15 protein-coding genes are annotated in these 21,573 nt (G+C 62.0%); 7 read left to right on the plus strand and 8 right to left on the minus strand.

Annotation, left to right across the window (positions count from 1 at the left end):
• The first annotated feature begins 20 nt into the window (after positions 1-20).
• The 5 genes from hrpA (at position 21) to BN1118_RS09205 (ending at position 9,671) form a co-directional block, all read left to right on the plus strand.
• Positions 21-3,950, plus strand: coding sequence for an ATP-dependent RNA helicase HrpA (hrpA, locus tag BN1118_RS09185; protein WP_043555670.1), 3,930 nt, complete (start codon positions 21-23; stop codon positions 3,948-3,950).
• 95 nt (positions 3,951-4,045) lie between these two features.
• Positions 4,046-4,903, plus strand: coding sequence for a hypothetical protein (locus tag BN1118_RS09190; RefSeq protein WP_043555672.1), 858 nt, complete (start codon positions 4,046-4,048; stop codon positions 4,901-4,903).
• Between the two features lie 106 nt (positions 4,904-5,009).
• A complete protein-coding gene (gene rplY / locus BN1118_RS09195; protein ID WP_042037696.1) occupies positions 5,010-5,297 on the plus strand; it encodes a 50S ribosomal protein L25 in 288 nt (95 codons plus the stop codon).
• 205 nt (positions 5,298-5,502) lie between these two features.
• Positions 5,503-8,673, plus strand: coding sequence for a hybrid sensor histidine kinase/response regulator (locus tag BN1118_RS09200; protein ID WP_043555872.1), 3,171 nt, complete (start codon positions 5,503-5,505; stop codon positions 8,671-8,673).
• The gene (locus BN1118_RS09205) at positions 8,670-9,671 is read left to right on the plus strand and encodes a response regulator (RefSeq protein ID WP_043555675.1); all 1,002 of its coding nucleotides are present in this window, start codon (positions 8,670-8,672) and stop codon (positions 9,669-9,671) included. The genes BN1118_RS09200 and BN1118_RS09205 overlap by 4 nt, the downstream gene beginning before the upstream one ends.
• On the opposite strand, the gene BN1118_RS09210 is transcribed toward BN1118_RS09205, so the two are convergent.
• The 4 genes from BN1118_RS09210 to BN1118_RS09225 all read right to left on the minus strand — a co-directional run bounded on the left by BN1118_RS09210 (position 9,661) and on the right by BN1118_RS09225 (position 14,103).
• Positions 9,661-10,305, minus strand: a complete 645-nt coding sequence (locus tag BN1118_RS09210; RefSeq protein WP_043555678.1) for an MBL fold metallo-hydrolase — start codon at positions 10,303-10,305, stop codon at positions 9,661-9,663. The genes BN1118_RS09205 and BN1118_RS09210 overlap by 11 nt on opposite strands.
• Positions 10,306-10,336: 31 nt before the next feature.
• The gene (mnmH, locus tag BN1118_RS09215; protein ID WP_043555681.1) at positions 10,337-11,452 is read right to left on the minus strand and encodes a tRNA 2-selenouridine(34) synthase MnmH; all 1,116 of its coding nucleotides are present in this window, start codon (positions 11,450-11,452) and stop codon (positions 10,337-10,339) included.
• Between the two features lie 28 nt (positions 11,453-11,480).
• Positions 11,481-12,518 (minus strand): selenide, water dikinase SelD, encoded by a 1,038-nt coding sequence (selD, locus tag BN1118_RS09220; protein WP_043555683.1) that lies wholly within the window; start codon positions 12,516-12,518, stop codon positions 11,481-11,483.
• Between the two features lie 400 nt (positions 12,519-12,918).
• The gene (locus tag BN1118_RS09225) at positions 12,919-14,103 is read right to left on the minus strand and encodes an acyltransferase family protein (protein ID WP_043555685.1); all 1,185 of its coding nucleotides are present in this window, start codon (positions 14,101-14,103) and stop codon (positions 12,919-12,921) included.
• A 265-nt stretch (positions 14,104-14,368) separates the two neighbouring features.
• Between BN1118_RS09225 and BN1118_RS09230 the strand changes: the two genes are divergently transcribed.
• Positions 14,369-15,013: a glutathione S-transferase family protein gene (locus BN1118_RS09230; protein ID WP_043134835.1), complete on the plus strand. Its 645-nt coding sequence runs from the start codon at positions 14,369-14,371 to the stop codon at positions 15,011-15,013.
• Between the two features lie 461 nt (positions 15,014-15,474).
• Here the strand turns inward: BN1118_RS09230 and BN1118_RS09235 are convergent, their stop codons facing one another.
• Both BN1118_RS09235 and BN1118_RS09240 read right to left on the minus strand, forming a co-directional pair.
• Complete coding sequence (locus BN1118_RS09235; protein ID WP_043555688.1) at positions 15,475-16,665, minus strand: class I SAM-dependent methyltransferase; 1,191 nt, start codon at positions 16,663-16,665, stop codon at positions 15,475-15,477.
• Between the two features lie 114 nt (positions 16,666-16,779).
• Positions 16,780-18,210: a methyl-accepting chemotaxis protein gene (locus BN1118_RS09240; RefSeq protein ID WP_043555689.1), complete on the minus strand. Its 1,431-nt coding sequence runs from the start codon at positions 18,208-18,210 to the stop codon at positions 16,780-16,782.
• Positions 18,211-18,295: 85 nt separating this feature from the next.
• Here BN1118_RS09240 and BN1118_RS09245 point away from each other — a divergent pair, with 85 nt between their 5' ends.
• Positions 18,296-18,568: an acylphosphatase gene (locus tag BN1118_RS09245; protein ID WP_043134832.1), complete on the plus strand. Its 273-nt coding sequence runs from the start codon at positions 18,296-18,298 to the stop codon at positions 18,566-18,568.
• 69 nt (positions 18,569-18,637) lie between these two features.
• Here BN1118_RS09245 and BN1118_RS09250 read toward each other — a convergent pair whose 3' ends face one another.
• Complete coding sequence (locus BN1118_RS09250; RefSeq protein WP_043134831.1) at positions 18,638-19,273, minus strand: glutathione S-transferase family protein; 636 nt, start codon at positions 19,271-19,273, stop codon at positions 18,638-18,640.
• A 196-nt stretch (positions 19,274-19,469) separates the two neighbouring features.
• Positions 19,470-21,503 (minus strand): methionine--tRNA ligase, encoded by a 2,034-nt coding sequence (gene metG, locus BN1118_RS09255; RefSeq protein ID WP_043134830.1) that lies wholly within the window; start codon positions 21,501-21,503, stop codon positions 19,470-19,472.
• Between the last annotated feature and the right edge of the window lie 70 nt (positions 21,504-21,573).

Raw genomic sequence — 21,573 nt, forward strand, 5'->3', positions numbered from 1 at the left:
TCATTTAAGGAATTCGTACCTTGTCTCTCTCTATCGAGGCGCTGCGCCGCCGTCTTTCTGCCTGCATGAATCTCGATGCCCGTCGCCTTTCCAGCCGTCTGCACGGGGTCAAGAAACTGCCTGAGGGCAAGCAGGCTGCCGTGCTTGAGACCCTGGCCGCAGATCTGGATGTTGCACAGGCGCGCTACCAGTCCCGTCTGGCGGGCGTGCCCAAGGTGACCTATCCGGCCAACCTGCCGGTCAGCCAGAAGCAGGCGGAGATCGCCAAGGCGATCAGCGAACATCAGGTGGTGATCATCGCTGGCGAAACCGGCTCGGGCAAGACCACCCAGATCCCCAAGATTTGTCTCTCGCTCGGGCGCGGAGTGAAAGGCTTTATAGGCCACACCCAGCCACGGCGCCTCGCGGCCCGTACCGTGGCGGCCCGCATCGCCGAAGAGATGCAATCCGAACTGGGTCACTACGTGGGCTACAAGGTGCGCTTTACCGATCAGGTGAGCGAGCAGACCCACATCAAGCTGATGACAGACGGTATCCTGCTGGCAGAAATCCAGCACGACCGCATGCTCACCCAGTACGACACCATCATCATCGATGAGGCCCACGAGCGCAGCCTCAACATCGACTTCATCCTGGGCTACCTCAAGCAGCTGCTGCCAAGGCGCCCGGATCTCAAGGTGATCATCACCTCGGCCACCATAGATCCCCAGCGTTTCTCCCGCCATTTCAACAAGGCGCCGGTGATCGAGGTCTCCGGTCGCACCTATCCCGTCGATGTGCGCTATCGTCCCCTCGTCAGTGACAAGAGTGAAGGGCTGGAGGAGCGCGACGAGCTGCAGGGGATCTTCGATGCGGTGGAAGAACTGGCCCGCGAAGGGCTGGGGGATATCCTCATCTTCATGAACGGCGAGCGGGAAATTCGCGATACCACTGAGGCCCTGCGCAAGCTCAACCTGCGCGATACCGAGGTGCTGCCGCTCTATGCCCGTCTCTCCAACGCCGAGCAGAACAAGGTGTTCCAGCAACATGCCGGCCGGCGTATCGTGCTCGCCACCAACGTGGCGGAGACCTCGCTGACGGTGCCGGGCATTCGCTACGTCATCGATCCGGGTACCGCCCGCATCAGCCGTTACTCCTGGCGCACCAAGGTGCAGCGCCTGCCCATCGAGCCCGTCTCCCAGGCCAGTGCCAACCAGCGCAAGGGGCGTTGCGGCCGGGTGGCGGACGGTATCTGTATCCGTCTCTACTCGGAAGAGGATTTCAACGGCCGCCCCGCCTTTACCGATCCGGAGATCCTGCGCACCAACCTGGCCTCCGTCATCTTGCAGATGCTGGCACTCGGCCTTGGCAACATGGAGGCCTTCCCCTTCGTCGAGCCGCCGGAATCGCGCCACATCAAGGATGGCCTGAGCCTGCTCAAAGAGCTGGAGGCGGTGCGCGAACTGCCTGCCCGTCATGCCGCTGCCCAGCAAGCCGGCCAGGAACAGGATCTCGAACCCAAGTTGCAGCTGACCGACACAGGTCGCCAGCTGTCGCGCATCCCCCTTGATCCACGTCTGGCGAAGATGGTGATCACGGCGGCGCAAACCGGCTGCCTGAGCGAAGTCATGGTGATCACTGCCGGTCTCAGCATCCAGGATCCCCGCGAGCGACCCATGGAGAAGAAGCAGGCCGCCGACGAGCAGCACAGACGCTTCGAGGACAAGGACTCTGACTTCCTCGCCTTCGTCAATCTGTGGAACTACCTGAAAGAGCAGCAGGATGCGCTCGGCAGCAACCCGTTCCGCCGCATGTGCCAGAAGGAGTTTCTCTCCTACCTGCGGGTGCGCGAGTGGCAGGATATCCACTTCCAGCTGCGCCAGACGGTGAAGGAACTTGGTTTTAAAGCCAACCATGAACCGGCGGATTTCAAGACGGTGCACTGCGCCCTGCTGACCGGCCTCCTGAGCCATATCGGCAACAAGGATCTGGAGAAACCCGAGTTTCTCGGCGCCCGCAACGGCCGCTTCCACCTGTTCCCGGCCTCGGGCCTGTTCAAGAAGCCGCCCAAGTGGGTGATGGCCGCCGAACTGGTGGAGACCTCGCGCCTCTACGCCCGGGTCAACGCCAAGATTGAGCCGGAATGGGTGGAGCCGCTGGCGGCGCACCTCATCAAGTTGCACCACAGCGACCCGCACTGGTCGAAGAAAAGTGGCGCCGTCATGGCCAAGGAGAAGGTGACCCTCTATGGCCTGACCCTGGTCAACGAGCGCACCATCAACTTCAGCCGCCTCGATCCGGCCCTGTGCCGCGAGCTGTTTATTCGCCGCGCCCTGGTGGAGGGGGATTTCGAGACCCGTCACCGCTTCTTTGGCGAGAACCGCAAGCTGCTCGCCGAGGTGGAGGCGCTGGAGCACAAGTCGCGGCGCCGCGACATCCTGGTGGATGACGAGGACCTGTTCCGCTTCTACGATGCCCGTTTGCCACAGGAGGTGATATCAAGCCGTCACTTCGACAAGTGGTGGAAGGAGGCGCAAAAGCAGGATCCCGAGCAGCTCAACTTCGAGAAAGAAATGCTGATGAAGGGGGATGCGGCCCACATCAGCGATCTCGACTACCCCAACTTCTGGCAGCAGGGGCGACTCAAGCTCAAGTTGAGCTATCAGTTCGAACCGGGGGAGGCGGCGGACGGCGTCACCCTGCACATTCCGTTGCCGCTGCTCAATCAGGTGGAGGTCAAAGGGTTCGAGTGGCTGATCCCCGGGCTGCGCCATGAGCTGCTGGTGGCCCTCATCAAGTCGATGCCAAAGCCGATGCGCAAGAATTTCGTGCCGGCTCCCAACTATGCCGATGCGTTGCTCGCCAGCCTCAACCCCGAGCAGGGGCCGCTGCTGGACGAGATGGAGCGCCAGCTGCGCCGCATGACAGGCGTCTCCGTGCCCCGCGAATCCTGGGATTGGGCATCTGTGCCCGATCACCTGAAACTCACCTTCCGGGTGGTGGACGACAAGCAGAAGAAAGTGGCGGAAGGGAAAGACCTGGAAGCGCTGAAGGAATCCCTGCGCGGCAAGGTGCAGGAGACGCTGTCCCAGGTGGCGGACGATGACATAGAGCAGTCCGGCCTCACCCTGTGGAGTTTCGGCGAGCTGCCCCAGGAGTACAGCCAGAAGCGCGGCGGCTTCGAGGTGAAGGCCTATCCGGCGCTGGTGGATGAGAAGGACTCTGTCTCCATCCAGCTGGTGGAGAGCCCTGTGGCCCAGCAGCAGCTGATGTGGGCGGGCCAGCGCCGGCTGGTGCTGCTCAACGTGCCATCCCCCATCAAGTACCTGCAGGAGAAGCTGCCCAACAAGGCCAAGCTGGGTCTTTACTTCAACCCCTTTGGCAAGGTGGCTGAGCTGATCGATGACTGCATCGCCTGCGGCTGCGACAAGCTCATCGAGCGCCACGGCGGCCTAGCCTGGGATGAGGCGGGGTTCGAGGCGCTCAAGGAGTTCGTGCGCGCCGAGCTCAACGATGCGGTGGTGGAGGTGGCCAGCCAGGTGGAAGCCGTGCTGACCCTGTCTCACGAGATCAAGAAGCGACTCAAGGGCAAGATGCAGCTCGATACCGCCTTTGCCATGTCCGATATTCAGTTGCAGCTGGGCAACCTCATTCACAAGGGCTTCGTCACCGAGACCGGCTGGCAGCGGCTGCCGGACTTGCTGCGCTACCTGCGCGCCATCGAGCGCAGGATGGAGAAGCTGGCCATCGATCCCAACCGGGATCGGGTCTACATGCTCAAGGTGCAGAGCGTGGAGGCCGATTACAAGGCACTGCTGGCCAAGATCCCCAAATCCCAGCTGATCCCGGCCGAGGTGGCCAATATCCGCTGGATGATAGAGGAGCTGCGGGTCTCCTTCTTCGCCCAGAATCTGGGGACCCCCTATCCGGTGTCAGATAAACGGGTGCTTAACGCCATCGCCCAGTGCTAAGCTGCTATCTGTCTGTTTTAACTGCATGATATAGCTTTATGAGGAGGCGCTGCCAGTCAGGCGCCCCCTTCAAACCACAAGTCAGGGAGGCAAGGATGCTGGGGATCTGGTTGAGTGTGGCGCAGGTGGTGATCAGCGGTTACCAGCCTATTGCAGAGCAAACCTGGGTGCAGCTGAACCCGGAATATTACCCGCTGCACCGCTCACCGCCGGCCATGTTCGTGGCCTGGCGGGGCAATCAGTTTCCCCCTCTCGAGCTCAAGCAGAAGAAGGGGCGCTGGCAGGTGCTGTTTCCGGCCCGGCTGGTGCCGCCCTTCGATCTGTTCGAAGGGGAGGCGCAGCTCTCCAAGGCGTATCTGGCCAGGCTCAGGCGCATCGATGAGGCTGCCTATGGCCTAGCACCCGTCGCGCCCGTCACGTCGCCGTATTACAGCGAGCAGGAGGTGGCCGGTCTGGGAGTACCCTTCATGGCCGAATTCACGCCGCCAGTGATGCCGGGTCAGCCGCACACCGCCAGCCTGGGCACAGAACGGCTGGCGGTGAGCCTGGCTCTGAACACGGCCCGGCGAGCGCCGGATACCCTGCTGGTCCGTGTTGCTAATGGTGAGACACCACCGGCGGTGAACGCATCCCCCGGCGGTGAGACGCTCACGCTCTCGGCGCCGGCGGCCGGCAATGGCAAGCGGGTCTGTCATCAGGTGGCATCCGGGGAGACACTGTGGCGCATCGCCGCCACCCTGGCCCAGAATGGCACCGTCACAGGGGCGGCGGGAGACACTTACAGCTATCTGCTGGCCATAGTCGATGACAATCGTCCGCTGATGGGCAACAGCATCAGGGTCAAGGCGGGGGATACCCTCTACTGTCCGGCGCCCCAGACCCTGGCCCGCTTCGATGCCCTGAGTGCGGCAGAGCGGCAGCAGCGGTTTGCCCGGCTGGAGCAGGGGCGTTAAGGTTTCTTGTCACTGTACTGGGCCCGTGCTAGTATGCGCCCTCGTTTTGCGAGGTGCTGACCGGTCGCAGTCAGCACCATAAATTCATCTATATGAGATAACCACTATGTCTTTCGTATTCCAAGCTGAAGTCCGTTCTGACCTGGGGAAAGGTGCGAGCCGCCGCCTGCGTCACGCTGACCAAGTTCCTGCCATCATCTATGGTGCAGGCAAAGAAGCCCAGTCCATCACTGTTGACCACAAAAAATTCATCATTGCCCAAGAGAAGCCGGAATTCTACGAATCCGTGCTGACCCTGGTCATCAACGGTGAAGAAGTCAGCGTTAAAGTGAAGGCTATCCAGCGTCACCCGGTTAAGCCGAAGCTGGTTCACCTGGACTTCGTTCGCGTTTAATCGGCAACGAAGGTTCCTGTAAAGAGGCCACCCAATCGGGTGGCCTCTTTGTTTTTACGGCGTTTTTTCCCGATAAAAATAAAATACTCAAATAGTACGGTTAGTCTTTACTTGTAGGCATGATTGACAGCAGGACACCCGTTGTGGTGCTCTGGCATATATAAAGTATTCGAACAAGTCTACATACGGGGTGATGTTGACCGTGATGAAGGGAATCATACGGGGATATTTCCTGCTGTTCTCACCCATTCTTGTGCTGGTTTTGGTGGGTGGGTATCTGCTGGGTGACGCACTGATCGAGCGCGAGCTCTACCGTGTACGTAGCGATGAGAGCACCTTCCTGACGCTCGCCAGCGGTCGTCTCGACGACGAGCTGGCGGTGCCGCTGCGCCATGTGCGTAGCATGTCTGAAGAGCCCATCCTGCTCGAGGCGGCGGGTCGCGACGAGCGTGACAACATTGCCGCCCAGTTCACCGTTCTGATGAACCGCAATCCCGACTATGCCCAGGTGCGTTGGCTGGCGCCGGATGGCATGGAGCTGGTGCGCTTCAATCGTCAAGGCCAGCATCTGCAGCGTGTGGCTGACGACCAGCTGCAAAACAAAAAGGATCGTTACTATTTCCGCGATGCCATGGCGCTGCCCTGGGAGCGGATCTACGTCTCGCCGCTCGATCTCAACGTCGAGCAGGGGGTGATCGATCGCCCCTTCAATCCCATGATCCGTATCGCCAAGCGCCTGCGCCTGGGGGATCGCGATCTGGGCTTGCTGCTTATCAACGTACAGGCCGGCCGTATGCTCAAGGTATTCGCCAACAGCAGTGGCAAGGCCGCCGATCACACCATGCTGCTCAATCAGGATGGCTATTGGCTGCGCAGCCCGGATCCGGCACAAGAGTGGGGCTTCATGCTCGAGCGTCCGGACCTCACCTTGAAGCTGTTTTCTCCCCAGGCCTGGCAGGCATTCTTGGGTGCTTCGAGCGGCCAGGTTGAGCTAGCCGACGGCCTGTGGAGCTGGACCACGCTGTACCCGGCACTGAATCACGATCAGCTGGTCTGGAAGGCTGCCTCCATGGTGCCACGCAGCGAGCTGCTGGCCATTCGCACTCACATCTGGGGGATCATCTCGGTCACCTGCGCCATCTTGCTGTTGCTGTTCGGTGCCGGAGTGGCCTCGCTGGTGCTCAGCCGGCATCGGGAGCAGCTGGCGCAGCAGGAGGCGGCCAGGCTGGCGCGGGTCAAAGGGGATTTCATCGCCAACATGAGCCACGAGATCCGTACTCCCATGAACGCCATCATGGGGTTGGCCTACCTGCTCGAACAAGGGGGGCTCGACGATGGCCAGCGCGCCCTGGTGCGCAAGATCCATCAGGCCGGGCAGGCTCTGCTCGGGATCATCAACGACATCCTCGATTTCTCCAAGATTGAATCGGGCCGGCTCGAGCTTGAGCAGGTGCCATTCAGCCTGGAAGAGGTGCTCGATCATGTGGCGGCCATCATGTCCACCTGCGTTGGCAACAAGCACCTCGAGCTGGTAGTGAGCAGTGCCCCCGAGCAGGCCGCCCATCTGGTTGGAGACGCCCTGCGCCTCGAGCAGGTATTGCTCAACTTGACCGGCAACGCCATCAAGTTCACCGAGCGCGGGGAGGTGGAGGTCAAGGTCGAGCTGGAAGCCGAACAAGACGGCATGGCCACCTTGCTGTTTCGGGTGCGCGATACCGGGATCGGCATTCCGCCCGAGCAGCAGGCAAACATATTCAATGCCTTCTCCCAGGCCGACTCCTCCACCAGCCGCCGTTTTGGGGGAACCGGGCTTGGCCTGACCATCAGTCGCCGCCTGGTGAGCCTGATGGGGGGCGACATCGGCGTCACCAGCGAACTGGGCAAGGGGAGCGAGTTCTGGTTCCGCGTCCGGCTGGAGCAGGTAGAGCAGCCTGAGGCCTTCCACGAGCGGCTGCAGCACGTCTCGCTGCTGATCGCCGACGACAACCAGGTGACCCGCGATACCCTGTCGATGACGGTGGGCTCCCTCGGCTGGCAGTCACGGGTGGTGGAGTCAGGCGAGCAGGCCTTGCACCATCTGCTGCGTCAGGGGGAGCGTTTCGACGTGATCCTGCTCGACTGGATCATGCCGGGCATGGACGGGCTCGAGACCTGCGTGGCCATTCGCCGTGCCTTCGAGCTGCAGGAGCGCTCGCCCATCATCATCATGGCGACTGCCTATTCCCAGGAAGAGTTGATGCGCAGCCCCGGCTCGGAGCAGGTCGATCTGGTGCTGCACAAGCCGGTCACAGGTTCCAGCCTCTACAACGCGGTGGCGCGCCTCATCCACGAGAAGCGCGAGCATGTGGATCTGCTGAAGAGCGGTCAGCGCCGTCTGCGCCTGCCTGGCGTTCATATACTGCTGGTCGATGACAGCGACATCAACCTGGAGGTGGCAACCCGCTTGCTGCAGCGGGAGGGGGCCGAGGTGATCACCGCCATCGACGGGGAGCGGGCCCTGGCCTGTCTTGCCGACCCGGCGCAGCGTATCGATCTGGTACTCATGGACGTACAGATGCCGGTGATGGATGGTTACGAGGCGACCCGTCGCCTGCGCCAGCTGCAGGGACGCAAGGAAACGCCCGTGCTGGCACTCACCGCCGGGGTGTTCAAGGATCAACGCGAGGCGGCGCTGGCCTGCGGCATGAACGATTTCATCGCCAAGCCGCTCGACGTGGAACAGCTCATCGCGACCCTGCTGCGTTACCTGCCCGACAGTGTGGTGCCGCTCACGATCAGCGACGCGCCGGCGGCCCTGGAGCCGGTGGCCGGCATTGATATCGATACCGGACTTCGCAACTGGGGTGAGGCCTCTGTCTATCTCAAATACCTGCGCCGATTCCGCGATGACTACATGACGGTCGGTACCGTGCTGCCGGACTACATAGCCCAGCACGAGACTGATGCCGCCGCGAGCCTGACGCACAAGCTCAAGGGGGTGGCGGGCAGCCTGTCGCTCACCGATGTGGCGCGCATCAGTGCAGAACTGAATGAGGCCATCGAGCAGGGAGGGGACACCAGCCAGCTCATGGCCCCCTTCCTTGAGGCGCTGGAACGGGCGCAACAGGCCATCGACATCTATGCCGGGCGCGAGCCGGGGGCTGTCAACTCCCCGCTGGCTCAGGGTGAGGCGCAGGAGGTGTGTCTGCACGCTCTGCGTGAGGCCCTGATGAGCGAGGATCTGGAACTGATTGAACCTGCGCTGGGCCAGGCCAAGAGTTACTTGCCTTCTGAGCTGGTGAGCGAGATCAGTGCGGCCCTGGAGCTGTTCGACATCCAGCTCGCGACCTGCAAGCTGGAGGGGTATCTGGAAAATCGGGAGGCACCTGGATCATGAATCGACCGCGAGTGTTGATCATCGACGACGAGCCGAGCAACCTCGGGCTGCTGCGGCAAATCCTCAAGGAGGAGTACAGCCTCTTTTTCGCCAAGGGAGGCGAGGAGGGGCTGGCCGCCGTGGAGCGCCACGAGCCCGCCCTGATCCTGCTTGATGTGCGCATGCCTGACATGGATGGCTACGAGGTGTGTCGCCGGCTCAAGGCCGATCCGGCCCACGCCGGGATCCCGGTGCTGTTTATCACGGCGAGCGACAACGCAGACAGCGAGAGCCAGGGGTTCGAGGCGGGCGGGGTGGATTACATTTACAAGCCGGTCTGCCCAAGCACGGTGCGCGCCCGGGTGCGCAACCACCTCTCTCTGGTACGCCTCGATCAGCTCGAGCGCAGCTACCGCACCGCCATCGTGATGTTGAGCGAGGCGGGTCACTACAACGACACCGATACCGGGGTACATATCTGGCGCATGGCCGCCTATGCCCGAGCCCTGGCCGATGCGGCGGGCTGGAGTTCGGAGCAGTCGGAGCTGCTGGAGCTAGCGGCCCCCATGCACGACATGGGCAAGATCGGGATCCCCGACTACATCCTCAAGAAGCCCGGCCCCCTCACCGAAGAGGAGTGGGCCATCATGCGCACCCATCCGCGCATCGGTTACGAAATCTTGAAACGCTCCGACGGGCTCATCTTCCGCATGGCGGCGGAGATTGCCCTGCATCACCACGAGAAGTGGGACGGCTCGGGTTACCCCGCAGGAGAAACCGGCGAAGGGATCCCCGAGGCGTCGCGGATCGTGGCCATCGCCGATGTGTTTGACGCCCTGAGCGTGCGTCGCCCTTACAAGGATCCCTGGCCTCTGGAGCAGGTGCTGGCCACTATGCGTGACGGTGCTGGCCAGCACTTTGATCCCCGGCTGTTCGCATGTTTTCTCGAGATCATGCCGGAGATCTTGCGCCTCAAGGCCCAGTGGGACACCCGTGAGGAGCGGGGGATCACCAGATAGGTTGCGTCAGGTAGGGATTGCTTGCCTTCTCGCGGCCGAAGGTGGAACTGGGGCCGTGGCCCGGGATGAAGACGATCTCGTCCCCCAGCGGCAGCAGGGTCTCGGTGATCGACCTAATCAAGGTGGCGTGATCGCCGCGCGGAAAGTCGGTGCGGCCAATGCTGCCTGCAAAGAGTACATCGCCGACCCAGGCGAGCCGCTCGCTCTGGCTGAGCAGGATGACATGGCCCGGAGTGTGGCCCGGGCAGAAATGGACCTCCAGCTCGCAGTTGCCCACTTTCACCTTGTCACCCTGGGCTAGCCACTGGTCGGGGGCGAAGGCGGGGGTATGGGTAAAGCCGAACATCTGGCTCTGCTGGGGCAGCATGTCGAGCCAGAAGGCATCCTCCTTGTGGGGCCCCGTGATGGTCACGCCGGTCTTTTCACGCAGCTCGGCGGCCGCGCCCACGTGATCCAGATGACCGTGGGTCAGCAGGATATGGGTCAGGGTCAGTCCGCGCTTGGCGATGGCGGCCAGCAGCTTGTCCGCTTCGCCACCTGGGTCGATCAGCGCCGCCTGATGGGTTTCGCCACACCAGATGAGAGAGCAGTTCTGGGCGAACTGGGTGACCGGGATCACCTCGAATTTCAACATATGGGGTCCTCTTGTTGGAAAGGCGACGGGCTCAGCCCTGTTGCGCTCTGGCGTGCTGCTCGGTGAAGTAGTCGAGACAGGCCTGTTTGTCACCCCGGAACACGATGCGCTCACGCTTGTTGCCAAGCTGATAGAGATACATGGGGTCGTAGTAGCGGGTCAGCAGCAGGGTGATCCAGGCCAGATGCAGCTCGGTCGCGCCACTGCTGGCCTGCTCGGTGAGGGCCGTCTGCATCAGCGCATCCAGCTCGCGGTGAGCCTGATCGCCGAGGCGGCGCTTGAGGCGAGCCAGCGCATCGGTCAGGTAGGCGGCAAACAGCGGCCAGCCCGCTTCAGCGCCGAACATGGCCTGATAACGCAGCCAGAGATCGTGCACATAGTCCTGGCGGATCTGTTCGGCCCGCTCGCTCTGCGGCACATCCACTACCACCAGCGGGGCCTCGCACATGGCATCGAACAGGGTGTTCGGCAGGCAGCAGCGACCGATGAGCCGGCTCTCGTCCTCTACCACGAAGGCCTGTTCGCCCTTGTGGCGGCGCTTGAGCAGCTCGATGGCCATGTTGTTTTCAAAGTTGATGTTGCCGGGCTGGCCGCCGGGCAACTGGCCAAAGGAGGAGCCCCTGTGGCGGGCATGGCCTTCCAGATCGAGCGCCTGGGTCACATGGCCCAGCATATGGGTCTTGCCGGAGCCTGTCATGCCGGTCAGCACGGTCCAGTGGCACTCGGCAGAGGCCTTGTCCTGGGTGTCGATGAGGAAGCGACGGAGCTCCTTGTAGCCACCGGCGACGCGGGGACGAGTGACCCCGGCCTCATGCAGCCACAGTTGTACGGTTTGCGAGCGCAGGCCGCCGCGAAAGCAGTAGAGCAGGGCGTCGGGCTGCTGGCGCAACTGCGCCAGCCAGCCTTCGAGGCGTTCGGCCCGCACGGCGCCCCCCACCAGCTTGTGACCCAGTTCGATGGCGGCCGCCTGACCCTGCTTCTTGAAGCAGGTCCCGACCTGGGCCCGCTCATCGTCTGTCATCAAGGGCAGATTGGTCGAGCAGGGGAAGGCCCCCTCCTTGAACTCGATGGGCGCACGCAAGTCGATGAGCGGGACATCGTCCAGAAAAATCCGGGCCAGATCCGTGGCCAGTGGCAGTTGGCTCATAGCATGGCCTCCGCAAGCAGCCGCTGACTCATTGGACAACCTCGATAAACTGATCACCGGTACGCGCCTTCAGCTGGCCGACGGGGGAGAGGGTCAGCCCCGCTTGCGTCGCGATGGCAAGGAGCTCGGCTTCGCTTTCTTTACCGACGGCTACCAGCAGGCCGCCGCTGGTCTGCGGGTCGCACATGATGTTGCGGGTACGATCGTCCATGGCATCGAGCTTGTGGCCATAGGAGTCAAAATTGCGCAGGGTACCGCCCGGTACGCAGCCCTCGCTCAGGTAGTAATCCACCTCGTCGAGCAGCGGCAGCGCCTTGAAATCGAGGGTGGCGCACACCCCTGATCCTTCGCACATCTCCAGCAGGTGGCCCGCCAGACCAAATCCGGTCACATCCGTCATGGCGTGCACGCCCGGCAGTTCGGCAAAGCGCTGGCCAATCTTGTTGAGGGCGCACATGGCGTTGGGGGCCAGCTGCTCGTGCTCTGGCTTGAGCTTGCCCTTCTTCTGGGCCGTGGTGAGTATGCCGATGCCAAGGGGCTTGGTCAGATAGAGGATGTCGCCCACCTGGGCGGTGTCGTTCTGCTTGATGGCATCGAGCGGCACTATGCCGGTCACCGCGAGGCCGAAGATGGGCTCGGGGGCGTCTATGCTGTGGCCGCCGGCGAGCGAGATGCCCGCTTCATGGCATACCTGACGGCCGCCGTCGATCACCTGCTGCGCAATCTCGGGAGCGAGCGTGTTGATGGGCCAGCCGAGGATGGCGATGGCGACGATGGGCTTGCCGCCCATTGCGTAGATGTCGCTGATGGCGTTGGTGGCGGCGATGCGACCGAAGGTGAAGGGGTCATCGACGATGGGCATGAAGAAGTCGGTGGTGGAGACGATACCCTGACCGTTGCCGATATCGACCACGGCCGCGTCATCCTTGCTGCTGTTGCCGACCACCAGGGTCGGGTCGTCAAAGCCCGGGATCTGGCTCTTGAGAATGGTGTCGAGCACCTTGGGAGAAATTTTGCAGCCGCAGCCAGCGCCGTGGCTGTATTGGGTCAGACGAATGGAAGACATACTTACCCCTTATGCAGAGGCTCTGTGGAGCCGTCTTGGTCAATGGGCGGTCATCCGTCGCCTTGTAGACAGGCAGACAAGATACCGCAAAAAATGGGTGGCCTCGGTGCCAACAGGGGCAACGATTTCAGGCAGCCATGGGAAGGCCGCCAAGCCGGACGGGGGAGGAGGGGCGACATGGTGCGCCAGAGCAGCCCCGCCAAGGGCCACAGGACGGGCCATTATGCCACAAATGCCCTCTCTGGTTCGAACTGGAATTCACACAAAGCGCAGGGGATTGGCGGGAAAAATGAGAGAGGGGATAGCCTTCGCCATACGCTGGCGGTGAGGCATATCCCCCTGTGTTGTCCCGATGAGGCCGAGCCTGTCTCACTTCGGGGCCATGTTTGGGTGGAGAACCTTACCCGGCTTGCTCCATCACCGGCTGGCGAGCCTTGCCCCAGCGACGCAGGCGCCGTTGCAGCGGTCGCTCCAGCAGGTTGTAGCTAAGGGCCGAGAGGCCGATCAGCACCGCCAGCATCAACAGGGTCGCTACTACCCCCAGCAGCGGGTGGGTCTGGGCATACCACCAGTCGGTGAGCCCCGGCGCCAGATAGTGAATCATTTCGCACCCGGTGAGCAGCACCAGCGCGTGCAGCAGGTAGATGGAGTAGGAGAGATCCCCCAGCCAGTTGGTGACGCGGTTGTCCAGCAGGCGCAGCAGCGGGCTCTGGCGATCGCTCTGGCAGGCGGCAATCCAGATCAGCAGCACGTAGGAACTGATGAGCAGCAGGGTCAGCTGCGGCGTCATGGTGAACTGCATCAGCGCGAAGGGCAGCACAAAGGCGATCAAGATCGGCAGATCCCGTTGCATCATGGGCAAGTGTCGCGCGGCCTTGACCCTGGGCAGCAGCCAGAGGCCGAGCACGAATTCACTCACCCCGCGTCCCACCGCCAGCGCGCCGCTGGTGACATCCAGCGTGCCGCGACTGTGCACGATAAAGGCCAGCGCCGTCAGCGCCAACAGGGGCGCGAGATGGCTCCAGCGACTGCGGGTCACGGCGAGCGGGATAAGCAGCGGGAACAGCAGGTAGCTTATCCACTCCACGCTCAGGGACCAGGCGGCGAAGTTCCAGGTCAATCCGTGATCGGTCACTACCTGCAGCAGCAGGAAGGCGCTTGGCAGCGCCTCGGCCGGGGTGAAGGGGGAGCCGAAGGGAGGCATTCCCTCCCACTCCCACATCTTGAACAGGGGGCCGGCATAGAAGCCCACCCCATGGCGGGCCTTGTAAAGTTCCCAGCCCACCAGCAGCACCAGGGTCACAAAGTAGAGGGGGTAGACGCGGGTCAGCCGCAGCCAGAGAAAGCGGCCATAGCCCAGGGTGCGGGGCGTGTGGCTGAAGGCCTCACCGTAGACGTGGGCCAGCACCAGGCCGCTCAAAATAAAGAAGAGATCGACCCAGAGGTAGCCGTTCTCGATGAGTTGGGTGTGACCGGCGATCGACTCCATCCACTGGGGAAAGAGCAGCAAGCGGGCATGGAACAACACCACCATCAGGGCAGCGATGCCCCGCAGCGGCGTCAACAGCGGCAATGATTGATTCATATCGGGATCCCTTGCGATGTTCAGCTTGGCCTGACATCGATTTTGTTGTTGTGCTGGGGCATCGAGCCTGATGCCCCAGCAGCCTGGACTCATGCTGGCCACAGGCGGGATCACCCTATCTAAAAGAGAGTCATACGGGTGTGACTTTTGTCATGAATATGCGTTTTTTACGCAAAAACAGCCAGCTGTATGGGGGCAAGATCAGGGGCAGGCGTGGGGATCTAGACTAGGGGTGTCGTCCATCTGATCGCAAGGAGCACGCCTGATGAAACTCTATGCCCATCCCTTCTCATCCTACAGCCAGAAGGTGCTGATCGCCCTCTACGAGAATGCCACTCCGTTTGACTATCAGAGTCTTGAAAACCCGGCGGCCAACGCCGAGCTTGCCGTGCTCTGGCCGCTCAAGCGCTTCCCCGTGCTGCTGGATGACGGGCGCTGCATCCTCGAGAGCAGCACCATAGTCGCGCATCTGCAGGCGCACCATCCGGGCCCCATTAGCCTGATCCCGACTGGCGATGCGGGTCTGGAGGTTCACATGCTGGATCGCGTCTTCGACAACTATGTGATGACGCCCATGCAGAAAGTGGTGCTGGATGCGCTGCGCCCGCAGGCCGAGCGCGACGGCTATGGCGTGATGGAGGCCCGCGAGCTGCTCGACCAGATATACCCCTGGCTCGATCAGTGGCTCGAAGGGCGTCACTGGATCGCCGGCGATGGCTTCAGCCTGGCCGATTGCGCCGCCGCCCCCTCGCTCTTCTATGCCGACTGGGCCCATGAGATACCGCACTCCCACACCAGACTGCGGGCCTACCGTACTCGCCTGCTGAGCCGGCCCTCTGTGGTGCGCGTGGTGGATGAGGCGCGGCCATTTCGGCATTATTTCCCGCTGGGGGCGCCGGCCCGTGACTGAGCCGGGTGCTTGGGCCCGACGACAGGCCTGCTGCCGACTCAGAGATGATGTGCAGCCGAAATGGGGGAATGGCCGGGATCAGGAGAGGGGGAAAACTGATTTATGCAGCAGAGTGATTTTTGATGCAATTTATGCCGATATTTCCCCGAAGATTTTCCAATCTTGGTGATTTTATTTTCATATTTTTGCATACATAAAAGATCGGTCAGGTTCCCGTAGGTGGGCTGAGTGCCATTCCCTGGGTGGATGCCGTGAGCACAGTGCTTGGTTAAAGGGCTGGAAACGCACGCTAGAGGGATGGCAGCGGCAAGCCGAGGAGAGGGAGTGAGCGGCGTTATCTCTTTGGAGTGCAGCGCAAAAAAGGCCCGCTAGCGATAGCGGGCCTTTTGATGGCTGGCTTGCCGCACCAAGCCCGGGTCTGGAACCGGGGTCAAGGGGCGGCCAACTCTGGTCGGCGGCTCTTAGCGGGCGCGCACCACCAGACCCTTGAGGTAGAAACCTTCCGGATAGGCGGTGCCGATGGGGTGATCAGAAGCCTGGGACAGGAGCTCCAGGATCTGGGCATCGCGACCGGCGTCGAGCGCCGCATCGGCCACTATCTTCTGGAACAGGCTCTGCTCCATCAGGCCGGAGCAGGAGTAGGTCAAGAGCACGCCGCCCGGCGCCAGCAGCTGGAACGCCAGCATGTTGATGTCCTTGTAGCCACGGCAGGCACCCAGCAGCTGGGCCTTGCTCTCGGCAAACTTGGGCGGATCCAGCACTATGACGTCGAATTTCTCGCCCTTCTCGCGGTATTCGCGCAGCAGCTTGAACACGTCGTGACGGATGAACTGGGTGTTGGAGATATCCAGCCCGTTCAGCTCGGCGTTCTGGCGGGCGATGTCCAGCGCAGTCTGGGAGAGATCCACGTTGACCACTTCCTTGGCGCCACCCTTGAGGGCATAGATGCCAAAGCCACCTGTGTAGCTGAAGCAGTTGAGCACCCGCTTAGCCGAGGTGTACTTGGAGACAGCCTGACGGTTGTCGCGCTGATCCAGATAGAAGCCGGTCTTGTGACCGTTGCGGATGTCCACCAGGATCTTGACGCCGTTCTCTTCGATCACCACAGGCTCGGTCGGGGTCTCGCCATGGATGACGCCGGTACGCTCTTTCAGCCCTTCCTTCTTGCGCACTGCCACGTCGGAGCGCTCATAGATGCTGCACTCTGGGTAGAGGGTACGCAGCGCTTGCGTTATCAGATCGCGCTGGAACTCGGCACCGGCGGAGAGGATCTGGCACACCAGGAAATCGGCATAACGGTCTATGGTCAGACCCGGCAGGCCGTCGGATTCGGCGGCGCACAGGCGATAGCCGGTGAGGCCCTGACGCTTGATCAGCGGATCCCGGGACTCCTGGGCATATTTGAGGCGACGGAGGAAGAAGTCGAGATCGATTGTCTCCTCTTTATCGAAGGTCCAGACCCGGGCACGGATCTGGGAGCTGCCTGACCAGGCACCACGGGCGAGCCATTTGCCATCGTTGGCGTAGATCTCGACGGTATCGCCGTCAACGGGGTTGCCTTCAACCCGCTCAATCCCCTTGGAGAAGATCCAGGGATGACGGCGCAGCAGGGATTTTTCGCGGCCTTTGACGAGATAGATGAAAACGCTCATGGGTGTTTGCCGATGGTAAAAAGAAAAGGGGCCACATTCTATGTGGCCCGCTGGTAAAACTCAAACAACCTTGGCAAGAGAGCCCGGCTTGTCTGATCCTGCATCAGCTTCAGATCAGATCTTGAGCCCCTTCAATGCCTGGGCCAGTTCGGTGGCGGTGGCCTTGAGGCCGGCGGTGCCGGCCACAGAGGCGCTGGCGGATTCCTCTACCTGGCCCGCTTCGTGGCGCACCTGATCCAGGTTCCGGGTGATCTCCTCGGCGACCGAGCTCTGCTCCTCGCTGGAGGTGGCTATCTGGGTGCTCATCTCCAGCACGGCATCGCTGTGGTTGCTGAGCTTGTCGATGTCGAGCCCCACTTCGCTGATCAGCACCTGGCTGCTGGCGGCGCGGCCAACTGTCTTCTCCATGATGTCGTTGAGGGCACCTGTGCCGGCCTGCAGCTCTTCGATCATCTGCTGGATCTCCACCGTGGCTTGCTGGGTGCGGCTGGCGAGGGTGCGCACCTCATCGGCCACCACCGCAAAGCCGCGACCCTGCTCGCCGGCGCGGGCCGCCTCGATGGCGGCATTGAGTGCCAGCAGGTTGGTCTGCTGGGAGATGGCGTTGATGACGTTGACCACCTCGTTGATGCGATTGGCGTTGTGGGTCAGCCGCTCGACGGCGCCTGAGGCGTTGCCTATCTCGTCGGCCAGGGTGCGGATGGCGGCTATGGTGCGCGATACCCGGGCGGCGCCATTGGCCGCCTCTTCGCTCGACTGGCGAGTCTGCTGCAGGGTGTCGTTGGCGTTGCGGGCCACTTCGCGAATAGCGGCGGACATCTGCTCCATGGCGGCGGCCAGGGAGTCCATATGCTGGCGCTGGGAGCGGGCCATGGTCTCCCCTTCGCTGGCGTGATCGCGAAATTCGTCGGCGGCCATGGTGAGCGCCTCGGCGGATTCTTCCACTAGCTGTACTATCTTGTGCTGGCGGTCGGTGAATCTGTCTATGCTGCCCGCCAGGATGGAGAACTCGTCCCGCACCGGGAAGAAATTGAGGCGGAAGGTGAGATCTCCGTCGGCCACCGTCTGCAGTGCCTTGTTGGTGGAGTAGAGGGCGCCGGAGACAAAGGTCATCAGGTAGTGGGTGATGAGGGCCAGCAAGGCCGCCAGCACGGCGATGATGGTGAGGGTGGTACCCTGGCCATCCCATATGGAGTAACGACCCGCATCCAGGCTGCCGGTCACGAAACCGGCTTGACCTGCGCTGGCGCTGAAACGGTAGTGGTCGCCCTGCTGGCTCAGGCCGGCACTGCCGGTCGGGCTCAGGATGAGATCGGCGGGCAGGGTGAGGCTGGCGTGCTGGCTCATCAGCTGGGCGCTGGTCTCGACCCTTTGCTTGAGTTGATCCAGCCGAACCTGCATCTGCTGATCATGGCCGTCGGCCAGCAGGTACCCGGTGAGCAAGGCGATGAACAACAGAGGGCACCAGAAGGTGATGAGAAATTTTTCGCTGATCGTGAGGTGAATGAGATAACGGTCAACCCACCGAAACTTTACTTCTTTCATAATGGTATTGCGTCCTGCAAGGGGAAGAGAGTGTCGCGCTCATTATCGCCTTGGGGGGAAATTTCTTAAGGGGAAGGTGTGAGAAATGGGAGAGCAATCGTTTGTCGTGCGCGTCTGGGGTCAGGTGCAAGGGGTGGGATTTCGCTACTTCACCCGGGAGCGGGCGCTGCAACTGGGACTGCGTGGCCACGCCTACAACCTGGAGGACGGGTCGGTGGAGATCCTGATCTGCGGGCCCGAGCACGGGGTGCAGATGATGCTGGGCTGGTTGGAACACGGGCCGCGCACCGCCGAGGTGACCCGGATGGAGTATGAAGAGGCGCTGCCGCCCAAAGGGAGTGGCTTTCATACCAATTGAGCGGAGTGAAACCGCCATACCACGCATAAAAACGGGAGCCATCGGGGCTCCCGTTTGCATATGTTGGCGTCAGCCGGCCTGGGCGGCGTCGGCGATGGCCTGGGTTTTGGCCAGCACGGCCTGCAGGGCGGGGCGTTTGGCCAGACGATCCCGATAGGCGGCCAGCTTGGGTGGAATGGTCTGCTCGAAGCGGGTGGCCCACATCAGGGTATGGGCCAGCAGCAGGTCTGCTATGGTGATCTGCTCCCCCAGCAGGTAGCCCTGCTCGGGCACCCAGGACTCGGCGATGGCCGCCGCCTTGTCGAACTCCCACTTGGCGGTGGGGAAGATGGCTGGCAGGCGCTGGGGCTCCGGCAGGGCAAACTTGTGCTTGCCTATGGTCCACAGCGGTTGCTCCAGCTCGCAGGTGATGAAGCTGACCCACCTGGCGTGCAGCGCCGAGGCTTGCGTCCCTCTGGCTGGCAGCCAATCCGGGCCATAGACTTCGGCCAGGTACTGCATGATGGCGGCGGATTCGGTCAGCACGAAATCCCCGTCTTTGAGCACCGGCATCTTGCCGCTCGGGTTCAGGGCCAGAAACCAGTCGCTGCGATTCTCGCCCTTGGCGAAGTCGAGAAACTGAAACTGCCACGCCACGCCCAACTCTTCCAGTAACCAGGATATGCGCAGGGCTCGACTGACTGGGGTTCCGTATAAGGTGATCATGCTTGCTCCTTGCCTGATGGAGGGTGGGCCCATGTGCGACCCGAGGTGAACAGGCAGTCTAGGCAAATTGCGCGGTGGCAACAAGCCCATATGGGAGTGCTGACGATGGGGGGCAGCTGCCATGCCGTGGGAAAAGGGGGATAAAAAAAGAGAGGCCCGATGGCCTCTCTTTTCATGGGGGTTGCAGCCAGCGCGCTTACTTGACGCGCATGCCTGGCTGGGCGCCTTCCTGCGGCTCCATGATCCAGAGATCCTTGCCGCCCGGGCCTGCGGCCAGCACCATGCCTTCGGACATGCCAAAGCGCATCTTGCGCGGCGCCAGGTTGGCCACCATCACGGTCAGCTTGCCTTCCAGATCTTCGGGGTTGTAGGCGGACTTGATGCCGGCGAATACCTGACGGGTTTCACCGCCCAGATCCAGTTGCAGCTTGAGCAGCTTGTCCGCTTCCGGCACGGCTTCGGCCTTCTTGATCAGCGCCACACGAAGATCCAACTTGGCGAAATCTTCATAGGAGATGGTTTCACTGATGGGGTCGTCTGCCAGCGGGCCTGTCACTTTCGGTGCCTGCTCCTTGGCCAGATCTTCCTTGGAGGCCTCTATCATGGCTTCAATCTTGGCGGGCTCGATGCGGGCGAACAGCGCCTTGAACGGGGCCAGCTGGTGGTTGCACAGCGGCAGGGCCACGCCATCCCAGGTGAGGGTCTCGCCCAGGAAGGCCTCGGCGCGCTCGGCCAGCAGCGGCATGACCGGCTTGAGGTAGGCCATCAGTACCCGGAACAGGTTGATGCCGACAGAGCAGACTGCCTGCAGCTCGGCGTCTGCGCCTTCCTGCTTGGCCAACACCCAGGGGGCCTTCTCGTCCACGTAGCGGTTGGCCTTGTCGGCCAGCGCCATGATCTCGCGGATGGCACGGCTGAACTCGCGCGCTTCATAGGCATCGCTGATGGAGGCGCTGGCATTGGCGAACTCGGCATAGAGCTCGGGCTCGGCGCAGGTGGCGGCCAGCTTGCCGTCGAACCGCTTGGCGATAAAGCCGGCGTTGCGGGAGGCCAGGTTGACCAGCTTGTTGACCACGTCGGCGTTGACCCGTGCCACGAAGTCATCCAGGTTCAGGTCCAGATCGTCGATGCGACTGTTGAGCTTGGCGGCGTAGTAGTAGCGCAGGCACTCAGGATCCAGGTGATTCAGGTAAGTGGAGGCCTTGATGAAGGTGCCCTTGGACTTGGACATCTTGGCGCCGTTGACGGTCACATAGCCGTGCACGTTGACCTTGGTCGGCTTGCGGAAACCCGCCCCTTCCAGCATGGATGGCCAGAACAGGCAGTGGAAGTAGGCGATGTCCTTGCCGATGAAGTGATAGAGCTCGGCGGTGGAGTCTTTCTTCCAGTAGCTGTCGAAATCGATGTCGCCGCGCTTGTTGCACAGGTTCTTGAACGACGCCATGTAGCCGATGGGGGCATCCAGCCAGACGTAGAAGTACTTGCCCGGTGCGCCCGGGATCTCGAAACCAAAATAGGGGGCGTCGCGGGTGATGTCCCACTGCTGCAGGCCGCTCTCGAACCACTCCTGCATCTTGTTGGCCATCTCTTCCTGAATGGCGCCGGAGCCGCGCACCCAGCCGGCCAGCCAGGTTTCAAACTGCGGCAGGTCGAAGAAGAAGTGCTCTGAATCCTTCATCACAGGCGTGGCGCCCGAGACGGCGGATTTCGGATCGATAAGCTCGGTCGGGCTGTAGGTGGCGCCGCAGCTGTCGCAGTTATCGCCGTACTGCTCCGGAGACTTGCACTTGGGGCAGGTGCCCTTGACGAAGCGGTCCGGCAGGAACATGGATTTTTCCGGATCGAACAGCTGAGTGATGGTGCGACCCTTGATGAAGTCACCGGCTTTCAGACGACCGTAGATCAACTCCGCCAGCTCGCGGTTCTCGTCGCTGTGGGTGGAGTGATAGTTGTCAAAGCTGATGTTGAAGCCAGCGAAGTCGGTCTGGTGCTCTTTGGAGACGGCCGCGATCATCGCTTCCGGGGTGATCCCCAGCTGTTGTGCCTTGAGCATGATGGGGGTGCCGTGGGCATCATCGGCACAGATGAAGTGCACCTGATGGCCACGCATTCGCTGATAACGAACCCAGATATCGGCCTGGATGTGTTCCAGCATGTGGCCAAGATGGATGGAGCCATTGGCATAGGGGAGGGCGCAGGTTACCAGCATTGTACGAGGATCAGTTGCCATATAGTCGTTCTTGATGTGCTTGTTGGGATGATACAGTGCCGTGCATGTTACCCGAATTGGGGGTAGCCTG

The sequence above is a fragment of the Aeromonas bestiarum genome (genome assembly GCF_000819745.1).
Taxonomy (GTDB): Bacteria; Pseudomonadota; Gammaproteobacteria; order Enterobacterales; family Aeromonadaceae; genus Aeromonas; species Aeromonas bestiarum.

Bases quoted from the DNA above. Each gene is read 5' to 3' on its own strand.
- BN1118_RS09190 (WP_043555672.1), top strand. From the start codon at position 4,046: ATGCTGGGGATCTGGTTGAGTGTGGCGCAGGTGGTGATCAGCGGTTAC.
- rplY (WP_042037696.1), top strand. From the start codon at position 5,010: ATGTCTTTCGTATTCCAAGCTGAAGTCCGTTCTGACCTGGGGAAAGGT.
- BN1118_RS09200 (WP_043555872.1), top strand. From the start codon at position 5,503: ATGAAGGGAATCATACGGGGATATTTCCTGCTGTTCTCACCCATTCTT.
- BN1118_RS09205 (WP_043555675.1), top strand. From the start codon at position 8,670: ATGAATCGACCGCGAGTGTTGATCATCGACGACGAGCCGAGCAACCTC.
- BN1118_RS09210 (WP_043555678.1), bottom strand. From the start codon at position 10,305: ATGTTGAAATTCGAGGTGATCCCGGTCACCCAGTTCGCCCAGAACTGC.
- mnmH (WP_043555681.1), bottom strand. From the start codon at position 11,452: ATGAGCCAACTGCCACTGGCCACGGATCTGGCCCGGATTTTTCTGGAC.
- selD (WP_043555683.1), bottom strand. From the start codon at position 12,518: ATGTCTTCCATTCGTCTGACCCAATACAGCCACGGCGCTGGCTGCGGC.
- BN1118_RS09225 (WP_043555685.1), bottom strand. From the start codon at position 14,103: ATGAATCAATCATTGCCGCTGTTGACGCCGCTGCGGGGCATCGCTGCC.
- BN1118_RS09230 (WP_043134835.1), top strand. From the start codon at position 14,369: ATGAAACTCTATGCCCATCCCTTCTCATCCTACAGCCAGAAGGTGCTG.
- BN1118_RS09235 (WP_043555688.1), bottom strand. From the start codon at position 16,665: ATGAGCGTTTTCATCTATCTCGTCAAAGGCCGCGAAAAATCCCTGCTG.
- BN1118_RS09240 (WP_043555689.1), bottom strand. From the start codon at position 18,210: ATGAAAGAAGTAAAGTTTCGGTGGGTTGACCGTTATCTCATTCACCTC.
- BN1118_RS09245 (WP_043134832.1), top strand. From the start codon at position 18,296: ATGGGAGAGCAATCGTTTGTCGTGCGCGTCTGGGGTCAGGTGCAAGGG.
- BN1118_RS09250 (WP_043134831.1), bottom strand. From the start codon at position 19,273: ATGATCACCTTATACGGAACCCCAGTCAGTCGAGCCCTGCGCATATCC.
- metG (WP_043134830.1), bottom strand. From the start codon at position 21,503: ATGGCAACTGATCCTCGTACAATGCTGGTAACCTGCGCCCTCCCCTAT.